This is a genomic window from Actinomadura sp. NPDC049753, assembly GCF_040674655.1.
Classification (GTDB): Bacteria; Actinomycetota; Actinomycetes; order Streptosporangiales; family Streptosporangiaceae; genus Spirillospora; species Spirillospora verrucosospora.
In genome coordinates this window covers 63,249-80,844 of sequence record NZ_JBFARL010000009.1, presented here as the reverse complement: position 1 = coordinate 80,844, position 17,596 = coordinate 63,249, and the positions used below count along the sequence as shown (strand labels likewise).

The window sequence follows — 17,596 nt, the reverse complement described above, 5'->3', positions numbered from 1 at the left end:
ACGGTCGAAGAGTCGCCGGACTGATCCCCTTCAGGAGTCGAAGCCGAGGCCCATGCGGTCGAGGGTGCGGAGCCAGAGCCCCCGGCGCCCCGCGGGTCGTTCAGCGCGCGGTCGATGACGGTCTGGCTGATGATCTGACGCTTGCGCCGGAGAGCGGCGGCCTTGCGTGCCGTAGGTGTCATGCCGAAACCCCGTTCCGCGGTGGCGCTTTCCCCTGGGCCACCGCAAACCCCGTGATGCGGCCATGCTCTCAAACGGAAGGGCCGGAGGGGATCCGCCCGAGGAATGAATTCGAGGTCAGACCAACAGCGGAGGGCCGCCCCGGACGCCCGCGGGCCCGGCGCGCTGAGATCATGGGGAACGCCGACTTCCACCCGCCCGTTGGGGGAACCGTGAGCGACGAACCGAGGGGGCTTCATGGCGCTGCGTGACCGGCTGCGGCGCCTCGTCCAGAAGCCCGGAAGCGTCGATCTCGCGCCGCTGCGCGCCCTCGTGGACGAGGCGGCGACGCGCGAGTCCCGCGTCCGGGAGCTGCCGGACGCGGAGCTGACCGCCGCCGCGTCCGCCCTCCGGCAGGACGAGGATCTCGCGGAGCTGTGCGCCCTCGGCCGGGAGGCCGCCCGGCGGACCCTGGGGGAGCGGCCCTTCGACGTGCAGCTCCTCGGGACGCTCGCGATGCTGTCGGGGCACGTCGCCGAGATGGCCACCGGTGAGGGCAAGACCCTGGCGGGCGCCCTGGCGGCGGCCGGGCACGCGCTGCGCGGCCACCGGGTCCACGTGATGTCGGTCAACGACTACCTGGCCCGGCGCGACGCCGAGTGGATGGGCCCGCTCTACGCGATGCTGGGCGTCACCGTCGCCTGGGTCGGCCAGTCGTCCACGCCCGCCGAGCGGCGCGAGGCCTACCGGGCGGACGTGACGTACGCGCCGGTCAGCGAGGTCGGGTTCGACCTGCTGCGGGACCGGCTCGCCACCGGCGCCGCCGACCTCGTGCTGCCCGAGCCGTCCGTCGCGCTGATCGACGAGGCCGACTCGGTGCTGGTGGACGAGGCCATGGTCCCGCTCGTGCTCGCGGGCGCCGCCGACCTCGACGCCGCCGATCCGCGGCACGCCGACCTGGTCCGGCGGCTGCGCCCCGGGCTGCACTACGCCACCGACGACGAGGCGCGCAACGTCCAGCTCACGGCGGCCGGGGCGCGGGAGGTGGAGCGGGCCCTCGGGCTCGACCTCTACGCGCCGGAGAACCTCGCCGCGCTCACCGCGGTGAACGTGGCGCTGCACGCGGAGGTCCTGCTGCACCGCGACGTGGACTACATCGTCCGCGACGGCGAGGTGAAGCTGGTCAGCGAGTCGCGGGGCCGGGTCGCCCTGCTGCAGCGCTGGCCGGACGGCCTGCAGGCGGCGGTCGAGGCGAAGGAGGCCCTGGACGCCTCCCCGAGCGGGGAGATCCTCGACTCGATCACCGTGCAGGAGCTGATCGGGCGCTATCCCGTCCGGTGCGGCATGACGGGCACCGCGATGGCCGTCGCCGGGCAGCTGACCGAGTTCTACTCGCTGCCGATCGCGGTCGTCCCGCCGAACCGGCCGTGCGTCCGCGAGGACGAGCCGGACCGCCTCTACGCGACCGCCGCCGACAAGGAGGTCGCGATCGTCGAGGAGATCGCCGCCGCGCACGCCGAGGGGCGCCCGGTGCTGGTCGGCACGGGCGACGTCGCGGAGTCCGAGCGCCTCGCCCGCCGGCTGGCCCGCGCCGGGCTCGACCGGGTCGTCCTCAACGCCAAGAACGACGCCGAGGAGGCCGCGATCATCGCGGAGGCGGGCGCGTACGGCGCGATCACCGTCTCCACCCAGATGGCCGGCCGGGGCACCGACATCCGGCTGGGCGGCAGCCCCGCGCCCTCGGCCCCGGGCACGGCCCCGGCCGAGCGGGACGGCGCCGACCGCGACCGGGTCGCGCGAGCCGGCGGCCTGCTGGTCATCGGGACGGGCCGCTACCACAGCAGCCGCCTGGACGACCAGCTCAGGGGGCGGGCCGGACGGCAGGGCGACCCCGGCGGCTCGGTGTTCTTCACCAGCCTCCAGGACGACCTCGTCACCCGCTACGCGCCGGACGAGGAGTCGAAGGCGCCCGCCGGCGACGACGGGCTCATCACCGACAAGGGCGCGCACTGGATCGTCGGCCACGCCCAGCGCGTCGCGGAGGGCGTCGACCTGGAGCTGCACCGCAACACGTGGCGGTACAACCACCTGATCGGGCTCCAGCGGCGGGAGGTGCTCGCCGAGCGCGACGCCGTCCTGCACGGCGACGCCGCCGACAGGGCCATGGCGGCCGGCGCCCCGGACCGGCACGCCGAGCTCACCGCGATCGCGGGCGCGGAGGCGGTGGCCGGCGCCGCGCGGCAGATCGTCCTGTACCAGCTGGACCGCTGCTGGGCCGAGCACCTGGCGTTCCTCGCCGACCTGCGCGAGGGCATCCACCTGCGGTCGCTCGGCCGCGGCCTGGACCCGCTGATCGAGTTCAACCGGGAGGCCGTCCCGGCGGGCAAGCGGCTCCTGGCCGACGCGCGGAAGCGGTCCGTCGCCGCCTTCGAGGCCCTCACCGCCTCCGAGGACGGCGTCGACCTCGACTCCGCGGGGCTGAAGCGGCCGTCGGCGACGTGGACCTACCTCGTCCACGACAACCCGTTCGGGTCCCTGGACGAGCGGGCCCTGCGCGGGCTGATCAACATGTTCAGGGGGCGGCGCCGCTGAGCTCCCGGGGCACGATCGCCTCGGCGGCGGCGCGGGCGAAGGCCGCCGCGTCGCGGACGCCGGCCACGCTGAACGCCACGATCGCGCCCTCGTGCAGGATGAGCAGCTGGTCGGCCAGCACGCCGTCGCCCACCAGGCCGGCGTAGAGGGCGCGCACCCACGCCTTCTGCTCGGCGGCCACCCCGTGGACCGGGTGCGACGGGTCGGGCAGCTCGGCGCACGCGTTCACCATCGAGCATCCGCGCCCGCACTCGGCGGCCATCCACTCGCCGAGGGCGTCGAAGGTGGCGAGCACCCGCTCGCGGGCGCCGGCGGCCTCGGCGATCCGGCCGGTCGTGAAGGCGCGCCACCGCTCGTCGCGGGCCCGCAGGTAGGCCAGGATCAGCGCGTCCTTGGAGCCGAACCGGTCGTAGACGGTCTTCTTCGTGACGCCCGCCTCGGCGGCGATCAGCTCCATGCCGACCGAGCCGATGCCGCGCTCGTAGAACAACTCGCTCGCGGCCTGGAGGACCCGCCGGGCGGCGGGGGTGAGCGGCCGGTCGTGCGGGGGCATCTCGGCTCCTTCCGCCGGGGTGACTCAGAGTATACATACCGGTATGGCTACGTTGTAGGTATACCGGTATGTATACCTTGGGAGGGCCAGTGGACATCCCCCGGTCGGACGCCCTGCTGGGCGCCGCGTTCGTCGTCATGTGGAGCTCCGGGTTCGTCGGCGCCGAGCTCGGCACCCGCAGTGCACCCGCGAGCGCGCTGCTGGCCTGGCGGTTCATCCTCGGCGCGGGCGCGCTCGGCATCTGGCTGCTGTGGCGCCGCCGCCGGATCCCGCCCCGGGACCTGGCCCTGCACGCCCTGATCGGGGCGCTGGGACAGGTCGGCTACCTCTCCGGCGTGTTCCTCGCCGCCGAGCACGGCGTCGTGGAGGGGGTCAACAGCCTGATCACGGCGTTGCAGCCGCTCGTCGCGGTCGCGCTCGCCGCGCCCCTGCTCGGCGAACCGGTCGGCCGCCGGCAGCTCGCCGGGTTCGCCGCCGGCCTCGGCGGCGTCGCCCTCGTCGTCGGCGGCGACCTGAGCGCGGACGCCCCGGCCTGGGCGTACGCGCTTCCGTTCGCCGCGATGCTCTCCCTCGTCGGCGCCACCCTCGTGGAACGCCGCACGCGCCCCTCGCTGGAGCTTCCGGAGGCTCTGGCCGTCCAAGCCGGCGTGAGCGCCGTGGTGTTCTCGGGCTTCGCCGGAGTGGACGGCTCACTGGTTCCGCCGGCCGATCCCTCGTTCTGGACCGCCATCGCCATCCTCGTCGTGCTGGCGATGTTCGGCGGGTACGGGCTGTACTGGGTCAACGTCCAGCGGACAGGGGTCGCGCGTGTGTCCGCCCTGCTCTACCTGACACCGCCCACGACGATGCTGTGGGGGTGGCTGATGTTCGGCAGCACGCTCACCCTGCCGTCACTCCTGGGCGTGCTCGTATGCGCCGCCGCCGTGACCGTCGCGCTTCGGGGCTCGGGCGGTCAGGAGCGCAACCGCAGCCCGCGGGGCGTCGGATGGAACCCGGCCGACTCAAGCGCTGCGGCCAGCGGGGAGTCGCTGATCGCCTCGCCGTCGGCGCGCTCCACGGTCAGCTTGCCGAGCGCCCCCTCGCGGACGGCCAGGGCGAGGGCGTCGACGGCCGGCTGCAGGACGTCCGGGTCGTCGTCCCAGGTCAGGAGCGTCCGCCCGCCGCGTTCGACGTAGAGGACGAGGCGCCCTTCGACCAGGACGACGAGCGCGCCGGCCTTGCGGCCCGGCTTGTGGCCGCTGGCGATCTCCTCGGCGCGCTCCGGCCAGGGCAGCGCCGCGCCGTAGGGGTTGGCGGGATCGGCCGCCGCGAGCACGAGGGCGCGGACCACGGGTTTGCCGGGCGTCTCCCAGAGGGCGGAGATGTCGTCCGGTGCGGCGGCCGCCGCCGGGCGGAGCGCCCGGAGCCGGTCGACGGCGCCCGGCAGCGCGAACTGGGCGGCTCCCAGGCCCTCGACGAAGTAGCCCCGCCGGCAGCGCCCCGTCTCCTCGAACGCGCGCAGGACCGGATAGACGGCGGAGAAACCGCCGGGGGTGCGTTCGGCCGCGACGGCGCCGCGGATGACGATGCCGTACCGCTCCAGGAGCGCCTCGGCGAGGGCGTGCGAGCGCAGGGTCGCGGTGGCCTCGCGCTCGGGGAGCGGCCACCAGCGTCCGGCGACCGTGGGCGGACCCGTCCGGGACGGCAGGACGGGACGTCCGCGGCGCGTCGTCCGGGAACGGTGCGTCGGACGGCCCGACCCGAGCGCCGACCGCAGCGGGGCCAGCGTGTCGTTGGTGAGGTGGCCCGCCCAGACGAGGTCCCACACGGCGGTGACGAGGTCGGCGTCGTTGGCGGTGGCCTGCTTGTTCACGCGGTCGGACAGCGTCCGGAAGAACAGCGCGCCCCCGTCGCCGAGAGCGTCGAGGACGGCCTCGTGCACCGGCGTGAGCGTGATCTCGGCCGGGCCCGGCATGAGCAGCGGGGCGGTGTCGGCCAGGTACAGCGCCACCCAGCCGTCGCCGCCCGGCAGCCCTCCCTGGCCCGCCCACACGACCTCGCCGGCCGAGGTCAGCTCGTCGAGCATGGCCGGGGTGTAGCCGGGCACCCGCGACGGCAGGACCAGCGACTCCAGCGCGGAAGCGGGGACCGCCGCGCCCTGCAGCTGCTCGATCGCCTGGACGAGCGCGTCGATGCCCCGCAGCCGCGACCCGCCCGATATGCCGTGCCAGACCGGCAGGAACCGGCCGAGCGACTCCGGCGGGGACGGTTCGACCTCGGCGCGCAGGCGCGCCAGGGAACGGCGCCGGAGCATCCGCAGCACGCCGCCGTCGCACCACTCGGTCGTCAGCGGGCCCGCCACGGAACCGACCGGCAGGAACTCGCCCTCGACGACGCGGCCCGCGCCCGACAGCCGCCGCAGCGTCTCGACGACCACGGCGACGCCCAGCCCGAAGCGCGCCGCCGCCTCGGCCGCCCGGAACGGCCCGTGCGTGCGCGCGTACCGGGAGACCAGGTCGCCGAGCGGGTCGTCGACCGGTTCGAGGAACGCCTCCGGAACCCCCACCGGCAGCGGCGCGCCGAGAGCGTCCCGCAGCCGGGCGGCGTCCTCGATCGCGGCCCAGCGTTCCTCACCGGCGATCCGCACGCGGATCGCCCGCCGTGTCGCCTCCAGCTCCGCCAGCCACCGCGACACCTGGACCAGCACCTCGTCCGGGACGGGCTCGCTGACCGCGGCGGTCTCTTCGTCACCCGCCGTGGCCGCAGTCTCGTCCGGTGGGGCGCCGAGGCTCGCGGGCAGTGTGCGTTCGGCCGCTTCCGCCGTGCTGAGGGGGCCGAGCGTGCGGAGGAGGTCGGCGACGCCCTCCACGTCACGGGCGCGGCGGTCGGAGGCGAGGCGCTGGAGTTCGCGTTCGGTCTCGGCGACGGCGTCGGGATCGAGCAGCTCGCGCAGATCGGCCTGGCCGAGCAGTTCTGCGAGGAGCGCCGAGTCGAGCGCGAGAGCCTGCGCGCGGCGCTCCGCGAGGGGCGAGTCGCCCTCGTACATGAACGCGCCGACGTAGTGGAACAGCAGGGAACGCGCGTAGGGGGACGGCTCGGAGGTCTCCACCTCCACCATGCGGACCTTGCGTCCGGACATGTCGCGCATGAGCTGCACCAGGCCCGGGACGTCGAACACGTCCTGCAGGCACTCGCGCATGGTCTCCAGCACGATCGGGAACGAGGGGTACTTGCTCGCCACGGCCAGGAGCTGCGCGGCGCGCTGGCGCTGCTGCCACAGGGGCATGCGCTTGTCGGGACGGCGGCGAGGGAGCAGCAGCGAGCGCGCCGCGCACTCGCGGAACCGGGCGGCGAACAGGGCCGAGCCGCCCAGCTCGTCGACGACGATGCGCTCGATGTCGTCGGCGTCGAAGACGGCGAGGTCGAGGCCGGGGGGCTCGTCCATGTCAGGGATGCGGATGACGATGCCGTCGTCGGCGTGCATGGCCTGCGCGTCGACGCCGTACCGCTCGCGCAGGCGGCCGGCCATGGCGAGCGCCCAGGGCGCGTGCACACGCGCGCCCAGCGGCGAGTGGACGACCATGCGCCAGTCACCGAGCTCGTCGCGGAACCGTTCGACGACCATCGTGCGGTCGTCGGGTACGTGACCGGTGGCCTCCCGCTGCTCGGTCAGATAGGAGACGAGGTTGGCGGAGGCCCAGTCGTCCAGGCCGGCCGAGGTGACGCGCGCCCGCGCCTCCTGCTGGGGCAGCCGGGCCAGCTCGCGGGTGAACGAGCCGAGCGCGCGGCCCAGTTCGGCCGGACGCCCCAGCGTGTCGCCATGCCAGAACGGCAGCTTGCCGGGCTGGCCCGGGGCGGGGGAGACGAGCACGCGGTCGGGGGTGATGTCCTCGATCCGCCATGAGCTCGCACCGAGGACGAACACGTCGCCCACGCGCGACTCGTACACCATCTCCTCGTCGAGTTCGCCTACGCGCGACGCCTTCTCGCCGACGAGGAACACCCCGAACAGGCCGCGGTCCGGGATCGTCCCACCACTGGTCACGGCGAGCCGCTGGGCGCCCGGACGGTCGCGCAGCACGCCGGTCACGCGGTCCCAGACAAGGCGGGGACGGAGTTCGCCGAACTCGTCGCTGGGGTAGCGCCCGGCGAGCATGTCCAGGGACGCCTCCAGCGCCGACCGGGGAAGCGTGGCGTAGGGGGCGGCGCGCTTGACGAGGGATTCGAGGTCGTCGACCGTCCATTCGTCCATGGAGACCATCGCGACGATCTGCTGGGCGAGGACGTCGAGGGGGTTGCGCGGGTACCGGAGCTCCTCGATCTCGCCGCCGCGCATGCGTTCGGCCACCACGGCCGTCTGCACGAGGTCGCCCCGGTACTTGGGGAAGATGACGCCCTTGGACACGGCGCCGACCTGGTGGCCGGCGCGCCCGACCCGCTGGAGCCCGTTGGCGACCGACGGCGGCGACTCCACCTGGACGACCAGGTCCACCGCGCCCATGTCGATGCCCAGCTCCAGGCTGGACGTCGCCACGACCGCGGGCAGGCGGCCCTCCTTCAGGGCGTTCTCGATACCGGCCCGCTCCTCCTTGGAGACGGAGCCGTGGTGCGCCCTGGCGATCTCCATGGGCGCCCCCTTGGCGGCGCCCGCCTGGGCCATCGCCGCCGCGGGGGAGTGGTTCTCCGGCAGGGGCTCGCCTGCGGCGCGCTCGTAGGCGAGTTCGTTCAGCCGTCCGCACAGCCTCTCGGCCAGGCGCCGGGAGTTGGCGAACACGAGCGTCGAGCGATGCGCCTGGATCAGGTCGAGCAGGCGGTCTTCCACGTGGGGCCAGATGCTGCGCTGGCGGGGGTCGGGCGTGCCCGAGTCGTCGACGAACCGGCCGACCTCGCCCATGTCCTCCACGGGGACGACGATGTCGAGCTCGAACACCTTCTCCGAAGGCGGCTGGACGACGGCGGCTGGCCTAGGCCCGCCGAGGAACGCCGCCACCTCGTCCGCGGGGCGGACCGTCGCCGACAGGCCGATGCGCTGGGCGGGGCGATCGAGGAGCGCGTCCAGCCGTTCGAGGGACAGCGCGAGGTGCGCGCCGCGCTTGGTGCCCGCCACGGCGTGCACCTCGTCGACGATGACGGTCTCCACCCCGCGCAGCGACTCGCGCGCCCGCGAGGTGAGGATCAGGAACAGCGACTCGGGCGTCGTGATCAGGATGTCGGGCGGCTTGACGGCCAGCCGGCGGCGCTCGTCGGCCGGGGTGTCGCCCGACCGCATGCCCACGCGGACGTCCGGCTCGGGCAGGCCGAGGCGCCGCGCCGCGTGGCGGATGCCGGTCAGCGGGGCGCGCAGGTTGCGCTCGACGTCGACGGCGAGGGCCTTCAGCGGCGACACGTACAGGACGCGGCAGCGGTGCAGGGGGTCTTCGGGAAGGGCCTCGGTGCCGAGCTGGTCGAGTGACCACAGGAAGGCCGCCAGGGTCTTGCCGGACCCGGTCGGAGCCACGACCAGCGTGTTGTCGCCGCCGGCGATGGACTCCCAGGCTCCGGCCTGCGCGGGTGTGGGCGCGGCGAACGCCCCGGTGAACCAGGCACGGGTCGCCGGGGAGAAGCGTTCGAGCACGTCACCGCCCATGCCGCCATACTGCCTTGCGGGTCGGACGGAATGCGCGGGCGTGGCGCGGGTCACACAAATGAGCGAAGCGGACCGGGGGTGTGGGGGGTCGTCCCCCCACAAGGAACACAAATGAGCGAAGCGGACCGGGGGGTATGGGGGGTCGTCCCCCCACAAGGAACACAAGTGAGCGAAGCGGACCGGGGGGTGTGGGGGGTCGTCCCCCCACAAGGAACACAAATGAGCGGAGCGAACCGGGGGTGCGGGGGTCGCCGCCCCTGCGGGAACTATTGTAAGCAAGCGCTTGTATGGTCATGGTGGTGCGGGCAGGCCAACGTTCCGCAAGGGAGTCGCGATGCCTTACGTCCTCCTCGCCCTGGGCGTCCTGTTCGCCCTGACGGCGGCCAACGCGTACGCCCCGCGGCGCAGCCCCGGCCTCCTCACGGCGAGCTTCTTCGCGGGCTGGCTCACGACCGAGCTGGCGCCGCATGTCCTGGTCACCTGGGCCGCCGCCGCGGCCCTGGCCGCGGCCTTCGGGGGACTGGACGGCTGGGCGGGCTGGACCGGGCTCGCCCTGGCGGTCCTCGGCATGGCAGGCGTCGCGGCCACCCTCGCGGCGTCCCGCCGGACGGTCGTCACCCTGCGGGACAGCGGCGCTCCCCTCGAACTGGACCCGGAGGGCGCGCCGCGCTACCCGCTCGTACACCTGATCGTCCCCCCGCTGTGCCTGGTCCCGCGCAAGGGCGTCCGCGTCGAACGCAACGTCGTGTACCGGCAGGAAGGCCGCCTGCGCCTGAAACTGGACGTCTTCCGTCCCGCGGCCGAACGCGCCGACGGCGAACTGCGTCCGGGGCTCATGCAGATCCATGGCGGAGCCTGGGTGATCGGCGACAAGCGTGAGCAAGGGCTGCCGCTGCTCAACCACATGGCCGTCCAGCGATGGGTCGGCTTCAACGTCAACTACCGGCTCAGCCCGCGCGCCACCTGGCCGGAGCACCTGATCGACCTGAAGCACTTCGTCGCCTGGTACAAGGAGCACGCCGAGGAGTACGGGGCGGACCCCGACTTCCTGTGCGTGACCGGCGGTTCGGCCGGAGGGCACCTCACCGCGATGGTGGCGCTGACCGCGAACGTCCCCGAATTCCAGCCGGGCTTCGAGGACGCGGACACCACGGTGCAGGGTGCGGTCCCCTTCTACGGGTTCTACAACTTCTTCGAGCCGGGGACGTTCCCCCGGCCCTTCGGCACCACCCGCCTCATGGAACGGATGGTCGTCAAGCAGCCCTTCGCGGAGAACCAGGAGGTGTACGCCAAGGCGTCCCCGGTCACCTACGTCCGCGAAGACGCGCCGCCCTTCTTCGTCATCCACGGCAGCCGCGACTCGCTCATCCCCGTGGTCGAGGCCCGCCGATTCGTCGAGCGGCTGCGGGAGGTCTCCGACTCGCCCGTCCTCTACGCCGAGATGCAGGGCGCCCAGCACGGGTTCGACGTCTTCCCCTCCTACCGGACGGCCCGAGTGATCGAAGGCGTCGAACGGTACCTGACCGGCCTGCACCGCCAGTACCGCCTGGGCCGCGCCCCCGAGGTGCCCGGCGAGGTGACGCGGTCCCTGGGAGAACCATCCGTCGGATAGCGTGGGACACGTGCGGCTAACACTCTTCTGGGATCGGATGAACCAGCAGTTCGGCGAGCACTACGCCGAGAGCGTGGCCAAGGACTACGTCATGGCCGAGCTGGGCGGCCGCACCATCGAACAGGCCCTCGCTGACGGTGAATCCGCCAAGAAGGTCTGGCAGGCGGTCGTGGCCACCTTCGACGTCCCCGCGACCCTGCGCTAGGGGTCTTCTACAGCGCGATGCGGTGCGGGACGAAGGACGACGTGTCGTCGGTGATGAGCCCGGACGTCTCCCTGATGCCGATCCCCGCGGCCCCGTCATGGACCACCCACGCGCCGAGCACGGGGTGCTCGCCGTCGAATTCCGGCAGCGCGCAGAACTCCTGGAAGACGTATCCCTCCGCGCCGTAGTCGCCCTGGGTCCGCTGCTCGGAACCGTCCGGCGTGACGATGCGCATGCTCGCGCCCTCCCGCCCGAGCAGCGGCTTCTGCACGTAGGACGTCAGGTTCGACGGTGTGTTCAGGTAGGTGGGCAGCAGATTGGGGTGGCCGGGGAACAGCTCCCACAGCAGAACGAGCAGCGCCTTGTTGGAGAGCACCATCTTCCAGATCGGCTCGATCCACGACGTGGGCGTCCCCGGGATGTTGCGCCCGAACGGCTCGGCGACGATCCACTCCCAGGGGTAGAGCTTGCAGAGCGTCCCGATCGCCTGCTCGTCGAGGTCGACGAAGCGTCCGCGCGCGGGGTCCCAGCCGATGTCCTCCATGGCGATCGCCACGCCCGGCAGGCCCGCCTCCTCGGCGGTCTCCTGCATGTAGGCGATCGTCATGACCTCCTCGCCGGTCTCGTCACCGGTGGTCCAGGCGAAGTGGACGGGCCCGCCGCCCACGGCGGGCGCCATCTCCTTCCAGCGCGCCACGAACCGCTCGTGGATGGAATTCCACTGGTCGTCCTCGGGGTGGGTGTCCTGCAGCCAGTACCACTGGACGACGGAGCTCTCCACCAGCGCGGTCGGCGTATCGGCGTTGTACTCCAGGAGCTTGGCGGGCCCCTGGCCGTCGTAGCGCAGATCGAACCGCCCGTACAGGTGCGGGTCGCCGCGCCGCCACGACTCCTCGATCAGGGGCGCCACCCAGTCGGGGATGCCGAGGACGTGGTAGCGACCGGTGGACACGACGTGCTCCACCACGTCCAGGCACATCCGGTGCAGTTCCTCGACGACGCCTTCGAGGGCCAGGACCTCGTCCATGTCGAAGACGTAGTGCACGGACTCGTCCCAGTAGGGCCGGGTCAGATGCTCGGGGTGCGCGGTGCGGTGGAAGGCCAGGCCGTGCGCCTCGACCTTCTCCGCCCAGCCCTCGCGCGGTGTGGAACGGACTCGGCGCACGGGTCAGCTCCCGCCCCGGCCGCCGCCGCCGAACCCGCCCCGGCTCAGCGTCCGCCCGCCACTGGACTTGATCTTCCCCTCGGGCCGGTACTGGCTGCCGCCGGACACGAAGCCGGACCGGCTCTTCCCGCCGTAGTACCAGAAGTAGCGGTTGTAGGCGTTGTTGGCCCCGTTGTCGATGTCGCCGGGGTTGCAGTTGTCGTCCGGGACGACCTTGTAGCCGCCCTTGCCCCTGGCCGGCGCGTTGCGGTCCACGCATCTCGCCGTCGTCGAACCGGAACCGCAGGCGACGAGGGTCAACGACAGGGCGCTCACCATCCCCACCTTCACGGCGCGGGAGCTGAGCCGGCGAGTGGGCTCCTGAGGGGGCAAGGGAACACGTCCTTCTCGCGGAGGGGTCGATCGGCGGCCGGGGGCCACAGGTCATGAGACGGCGAAAACCCTAATCCGGTTCGATCGCCACCGCATCACCTGCGCGGATGCTATTCGGGCACGGGGAGATGCGCGTAGAGGTCCATCGCGTCCACCGACGACGGCAGGTCGCTGACCTGGCCGTCGCCGACCTCCACCACACGCCAGGCGCCGTCCGTGCGGCGGGCGAGGTCGGTGGTGATGAACCGGCATCCCAGCGCGCGGACGGCGGGGGCCACCGCGCCCAGGTCCGGATCGAGTTCCACGCCGGGGCTGTCGGGATGCGGGCCGACCAGGGCGGGTTCGCCGTCCACCCACCACACGCGCGCCTCGCCCTCGTCGTACTGCTCGAACTCACGCACGACCAGACCGCCCGCCAGATGGTCGTCACGCAGCGCGACCATCTTCGCCGCGATGTCGTGCAGTTGCGCGAGGTTCTTCACGTCGGGGACGAAGCACGCCTCCTCCCACTCGTGCTTGCACGACTTCACGTAGTCCTTGACCACGCCGGGCCCGGCGCGCAGCGGCCTGACGAGCTCACCCAGCTCCCCGAGGGGACCGGGATCCTGGCCGGTGCCGAGAGGGCGCCAGACGCTGTGCGGGGTCAGCCCCGCGAACGTGTCGTGCCATCCCGGCAGCTCGTGCGCGCGGCGGTAGTCGTCCGGGTGCGTCAGGAGCACCGTGCCGCGGCGCTTCAGGGCGGCGGCCATCGCGCCGTACTCCTCCGCCGAGAGCATCCATCCGCGGTACCAGACCGGGCCCAGGTCGGAGGGCGCCGCGTCGACCGCGTCCTCGACGTCGCCGCGCCGCAGCGCGTCGTGGTCGATCAGGGCGATCTCGCCGTAGTGGTCCCGCACGGCGGCGGCCTCGCGGGAGAAGTGGGGGTCAACGCGCCGGGGATGGAGCGGATCGACGCAGAAGAGGACGGTCAGCGTCATGATTGGAACCCTCCGTCAACCCCGCCAGGTTACGGGGTCGGGACCATCGATCGCACGGAGATTCCGCCGCAAATCGGCATGCGGGACGATGATCGAACGGATGTTCGGTAAGCTGGGCGGGTCCCGCGGCGGCGTCATCGAACCGCGCCGGGGTCGAAAGTGTCGGTGGCCCGCCGTAACGTCGCCCTCGACATCGCAAGCAGCGGCCGAGAGCCGACACATCTCAACGAGAAGGACATCTCAATGGCAGCGAACGACCGGGAGAAGGCTCTCGAGACCGCACTCGCCCAGATCGAGCGGCAGTTCGGCAAGGGGTCGGTCATGCGGATGGGCGAGGAGGCGCGGGCGCCCGTCGAGGTGATCCCCACCGGCGCGATCTCCCTCGACATCGCCCTCGGCATCGGCGGCCTGCCGCGCGGCCGCGTCGTCGAGGTGTACGGCCCCGAGGGCTCCGGCAAGACCTCCATCGCGCTCCACGCCGTCGCGAGCATCCAGAAGATGGGCGGCATCGCGGCCTTCGTCGACGCCGAGCACGCGCTCGACCCCGAGTACGCCGCCAAGCTCGGCGTCGACATCGACGCCCTGCTGGTCTCCCAGCCCGACACCGGCGAGCAGGCCCTGGAGATCACCGACATGCTGATCCGCTCCGGCGCGATCGACATCGTCGTCATCGACTCCGTCGCCGCGCTGGTGCCCCGCGCCGAGATCGAGGGCGAGATGGGCGACAGCCACGTCGGCCTCCAGGCCCGCCTCATGTCGCAGGCCCTGCGCAAGCTCACCGGCGCGATCAACCAGACCAAGACCACCGCCATCTTCATCAACCAGCTCCGCGAGAAGGTCGGCGTCATGTTCGGCTCCCCGGAGACCACCACCGGCGGCCGCGCGCTGAAGTTCTACGCCTCCGTCCGCCTCGACGTCCGCCGCATCGAGACGCTCAAGGACGGCACCGAGGCCGTCGGCAACCGCGTCCGCGTCAAGGTCGTCAAGAACAAGATGGCCCCGCCCTTCCGCGTCGCCGACTTCGACCTCCTCTACGGCCTGGGCATCAGCCGCGAGGGCGGCCTGATCGACCTCGGCGTGGAGCACGGCTTCGTCCGCAAGTCCGGCGCCTGGTACACCTACGACGGCGACCAGCTCGGTCAGGGCAAGGAGAACGCCCGCAACTTCCTCAAGGCCAACCCCGACCTGGCCGACGGCATCGAGAAGAAGATCAAGGAGAAGCTCGGCATCGGTCCGAAGGTCGACAAGGAGGCCGAGCCCGCCGCCGCGGGCGCCGCTCCCGAGCCTCCCGCCCCCGCTCCGGTCAAGGCCCCCGCCGCGAAAAGGGGCGCCAAGGCCGCCAAAACGGGTGATTCCTGACAAGGAATCCTCCGAGACGGGTGACTCTTGACGAAGAGTAAGCGATGATCTCGTATGCAGGGCGGCGGCGCCTTACCCGGCACCGCACGACCGGTGCCCGGAACTTCCCCGATGGCGCCGCCGCTCCCACGGCCCCCGCCCGGGCCGGCTCCCTGTGACGGCTGCGCGCGAGAACGGGCCTGAGGCGAAGGCTCGCGAGATCTGCCTGCGCCTTCTGTCCGCCTCCCCCCGCACCCGGGCCCAGCTGGCGGAGGCCCTGCAGCGCAAGCAGATCCCCGACGACGTCGCCGAACGCGTCCTGGGCCGCTTCACCGACGTCGGCCTCATCGACGACGAGGCCTTCGCCCAGGCATGGGTCCAGTCCAGGCACACCGGCCGGGGCCTGGGCAAGCGGGCTCTCGCCGCCGAGCTCCGCCGCCGAGGCGTCCCCAACGAGACCGTGAACGACGCCGTGGAGACCCTGGACCCCGACCAGGAGGAGCAGACGGCCCGCGCCCTGGTCGCCCGCAGGCTCCCGTCCACCCGAGGCACCGACCCGGCCAAACGCATGCGCCGCCTGGTCGGCATGCTCGCCCGCAAGGGCTACTCACCCGCCCTGTCGTACCGAGTGGTCAAGGAAGCCCTGGCCGAAGAGGGCACCGACCCAGAAGACCTCCCCGCCCCTCCCGACTGACCGACCCGCCGTGTCGCGCAGGGCGCTGAAGGAAGCACCGTCCCCCAAGGGCTCCGCCCCGAGGATCTCTCCACTCCCACCGGCTGACAGGCGCTGTGGTGGCTGAATCTCTGTCTCTGCTTGGCGTGGGTTCCTGTGCTGCTCAGAATCCTTGGCTTGGGGTCTCGCCAAGGTGCGGGGTGCATACGTTGCGTGGGGCGGTTTCGGGAGGGCGGGCGGGCGAGCAGTGGGAGAGCTGCGCCGAAGACGGGTGGCGTGGGCTTCCAAGGGGGTGCGGGGATAGGTCGTGGGCTAGCGGGGGGCAATGTGGCGTTGGAGTGAGGGGTGGGGGCGACACGCCGGGGGTGTCGGGGCGGTGACCGGAGGGGGCCGGAGGCGGGGTCGGGTGAGGGCGTGATGGTGCAGGTCGGAGCGGGGGACGGGGGTCAGGGGAGGCGGTAAGGAAGGAGTCACGTCGACGTTCGGTTAGTCCGGAATGCCCGTCGTTTGCTTGCTCATTACCTCTGTGCCGCTTACCGTTACGGCAGTGAGGAGTTACTCCGCGTCTTGCGGATTGCCATACGACCGAGCACGTTCCAGCAGCTGAGAGGCATAAAGGACAGCTTCGTCGACCGGATTCGGCCGGATCGCCGGGGCGCGCCGCCGCGCCGTCCCGCGATGTCGTGCATCCGCGCGCGCGAGTAAGTCCTCGCTAGGCAGGGCCTGTACTCCGGACGGGCCCGCGGCGAGGAAGGATCTGCCTCATGGAGAGCGTCCTGCTGGGTGCAGCGCTGCTGGTGACCCTGGTCGCTCTCGTGATCGTTCTGGTGCGGCGCCCCGGCACGCCCGGCAGGGCCGCGGCCGAGATGGCCCGGGCGCAGGGCGAGGCGGACGAGATCAGGGAGAGGGCCGCGAAGGACGCGCGGGCCGTCCTGGACAAGGCCGAGCGCGAGGCGCAGCAGGCCGCCGCCGCCGGGCGTGCCGAGCTCGACGAGGAGGGCCGGACCCTCCGGGACGACCTCCGCACCGTCCGGGAGGACCTGGAGCGCCGGGAGGCGCGGCTCGCCGAGCGGGAGCAGCGGCTCGACGCCGAGGTGCGCCGCCTGGAGGAGTGGCAGGGGCGGCTCGCCGAGACCAAGAAGGCGCTGGAGGCCCGCGGGCGGGAGCTCGACGGCATCGCCGAGGAGCGGCGCAAGGTCCTGGAGCAGGCGGCCGGGCTGACCGCCGAGCAGGCCAAGGGCGAGCTCGTCGCGGCGATCGAGAACCAGGCGAAGCGGGAGTCGATCCCGATCGTCCGGGAGATCGAGAACGCGGCCCGGGCGGAGGGCGACAAGCGCGCCCGCAAGATCGTGACGCTGGCGATCCAGCGGGTCGCCAGCGAGCAGACGGCCGAGTCGGTGGTGTCGGTCCTGCACCTGCCGAGCGACGAGATGAAGGGCCGCATCATCGGCCGCGAGGGGCGCAACATCCGCGCCTTCGAGACCACCACGGGCGTGAACCTCATCATCGACGACACGCCGGAGGCGGTTCTGCTGAGCTGCTTCGACCCCGTGCGGCGCGAGGTCGGGCGCCTGACGCTGGAGAAGCTCGTCCTGGACGGCCGGATCCACCCGCAGCGGATCGAGGAGATCTACGAGCGCAGCCGCAGCGACGTCGAGCAGCTGTGCGTCCGCGCCGGCGAGGACGCCCTGGTCGAGGTCGGGATCGCCGACATGCACCCGGAGCTGATCGCGCTGCTCGGCCAGCTGCGGTACCGGACGTCCTACGGGCAGAACGTGCTCAAGCACCTGATCGAGTCCGCGCACATCGCGGGCATCATGGCGGGCGAGCTGCGGCTGCCGGTGGAGGTCGCCAAGCGGTGCACGCTGCTGCACGACATCGGCAAGGCGCTGACGCACGAGGTGGAGGGCAGCCACGCGCTGATCGGCGCCGAGATCGCCCGCCGCTACGGCGAGCACGAGGACGTCGTCCACGCGATCGAGGCGCACCACAACGAGGTCGAGGTCCGGACCGTGGAGGCCGTGCTCACCCAGGCCGCCGACGCGGTGAGCGGCAGCCGGCCGGGGGCGCGCCGCGAGTCGCTGGAGGCCTACGTCAAGCGGCTGGAGCGGCTGGAGGAGATCGCCCGCGACCGGCACGAGGGCGTGGAGAAGGTCTTCGCCATGCAGGCCGGCCGCGAGATCCGGGTGATGGTGAAGCCCGACGCCGTCGACGACATCCAGGCGCAGGTGATCGCCCGCGACATCGCCAAGCAGGTCGAGGACGAGCTGACCTATCCCGGCCAGATCCGGGTCACGGTCGTCCGGGAGTCCCGGGCGATCGAGTTCGCCCGCTGACCGGCGACG

11 protein-coding genes and 1 pseudogene are annotated in these 17,596 nt (G+C 72.6%); 7 read left to right on the top strand and 5 right to left on the bottom strand.

Annotated features, from left to right (window positions below; translation table 11 throughout):
• Positions 1-417: 417 nt before the first annotated feature.
• Positions 418-2,751: an accessory Sec system translocase SecA2 gene (gene secA2, locus AB0K37_RS04575; RefSeq protein ID WP_363974712.1), complete on the top strand. Its 2,334-nt coding sequence runs from the start codon at positions 418-420 to the stop codon at positions 2,749-2,751.
• On the opposite strand, the gene AB0K37_RS04570 is transcribed toward secA2, so the two are convergent.
• Positions 2,732-3,304: a TetR/AcrR family transcriptional regulator gene (locus AB0K37_RS04570; RefSeq protein WP_363974709.1), complete on the bottom strand. Its 573-nt coding sequence runs from the start codon at positions 3,302-3,304 to the stop codon at positions 2,732-2,734. The two genes, secA2 and AB0K37_RS04570, sit on opposite strands and share 20 nt — an antisense overlap.
• Positions 3,305-3,372: 68 nt before the next feature.
• Between AB0K37_RS04570 and AB0K37_RS04565 the strand changes: the two are divergent.
• A pseudogene (locus AB0K37_RS04565) lies at positions 3,373-4,179 on the top strand (DMT family transporter); the annotation flags it as partial.
• Between the two features lie 77 nt (positions 4,180-4,256).
• On the opposite strand, the gene AB0K37_RS04560 reads toward AB0K37_RS04565, so the two are convergent.
• Positions 4,257-8,909, bottom strand: coding sequence for a DEAD/DEAH box helicase (locus AB0K37_RS04560; protein ID WP_363974706.1), 4,653 nt, complete (start codon positions 8,907-8,909; stop codon positions 4,257-4,259).
• Between the two features lie 334 nt (positions 8,910-9,243).
• Between AB0K37_RS04560 and AB0K37_RS04555 the strand changes: the two genes are divergently transcribed.
• Entirely contained in the window at positions 9,244-10,521 is a 1,278-nt protein-coding gene (locus AB0K37_RS04555) for an alpha/beta hydrolase (protein ID WP_363974703.1), read from the top strand.
• A gap of 10 nt (positions 10,522-10,531) precedes the next feature.
• Complete coding sequence (locus tag AB0K37_RS04550) at positions 10,532-10,726, top strand: DUF3046 domain-containing protein (RefSeq protein WP_360359294.1); 195 nt, start codon at positions 10,532-10,534, stop codon at positions 10,724-10,726.
• Positions 10,727-10,733: 7 nt separating this feature from the next.
• Here the strand turns inward: AB0K37_RS04550 and AB0K37_RS04545 are convergent, their stop codons facing one another.
• The 3 genes from AB0K37_RS04545 to AB0K37_RS04535 form a co-directional block, all read right to left on the bottom strand.
• The gene (locus AB0K37_RS04545) at positions 10,734-11,891 is read right to left on the bottom strand and encodes a glutathionylspermidine synthase family protein (RefSeq protein WP_363974700.1); all 1,158 of its coding nucleotides are present in this window, start codon (positions 11,889-11,891) and stop codon (positions 10,734-10,736) included.
• 3 nt (positions 11,892-11,894) lie between these two features.
• Entirely contained in the window at positions 11,895-12,263 is a 369-nt protein-coding gene (locus tag AB0K37_RS04540) for a hypothetical protein (RefSeq protein ID WP_363974697.1), read from the bottom strand.
• A 110-nt stretch (positions 12,264-12,373) separates the two neighbouring features.
• Entirely contained in the window at positions 12,374-13,240 is an 867-nt protein-coding gene (locus tag AB0K37_RS04535) for an ATP-grasp domain-containing protein (RefSeq protein ID WP_363974694.1), read from the bottom strand.
• 243 nt (positions 13,241-13,483) lie between these two features.
• On the opposite strand from AB0K37_RS04535, the gene recA reads away from it, so the two are divergent.
• From recA to rny, 3 genes are all read left to right on the top strand, one after another.
• Positions 13,484-14,599 carry a recombinase RecA gene (gene recA, locus AB0K37_RS04530; RefSeq protein ID WP_363974691.1) on the top strand — a complete coding sequence of 372 codons (1,116 nt, stop codon included), beginning with the start codon at positions 13,484-13,486 and terminating at the stop codon, positions 14,597-14,599.
• A 154-nt stretch (positions 14,600-14,753) separates the two neighbouring features.
• Complete coding sequence (locus tag AB0K37_RS04525) at positions 14,754-15,272, top strand: regulatory protein RecX (protein ID WP_363974688.1); 519 nt, start codon at positions 14,754-14,756, stop codon at positions 15,270-15,272.
• Between the two features lie 743 nt (positions 15,273-16,015).
• Positions 16,016-17,587, top strand: a complete 1,572-nt coding sequence (rny, locus tag AB0K37_RS04520) for a ribonuclease Y (protein WP_363974685.1) — start codon at positions 16,016-16,018, stop codon at positions 17,585-17,587.
• The last annotated feature ends 9 nt before the right edge of the window (positions 17,588-17,596 follow it).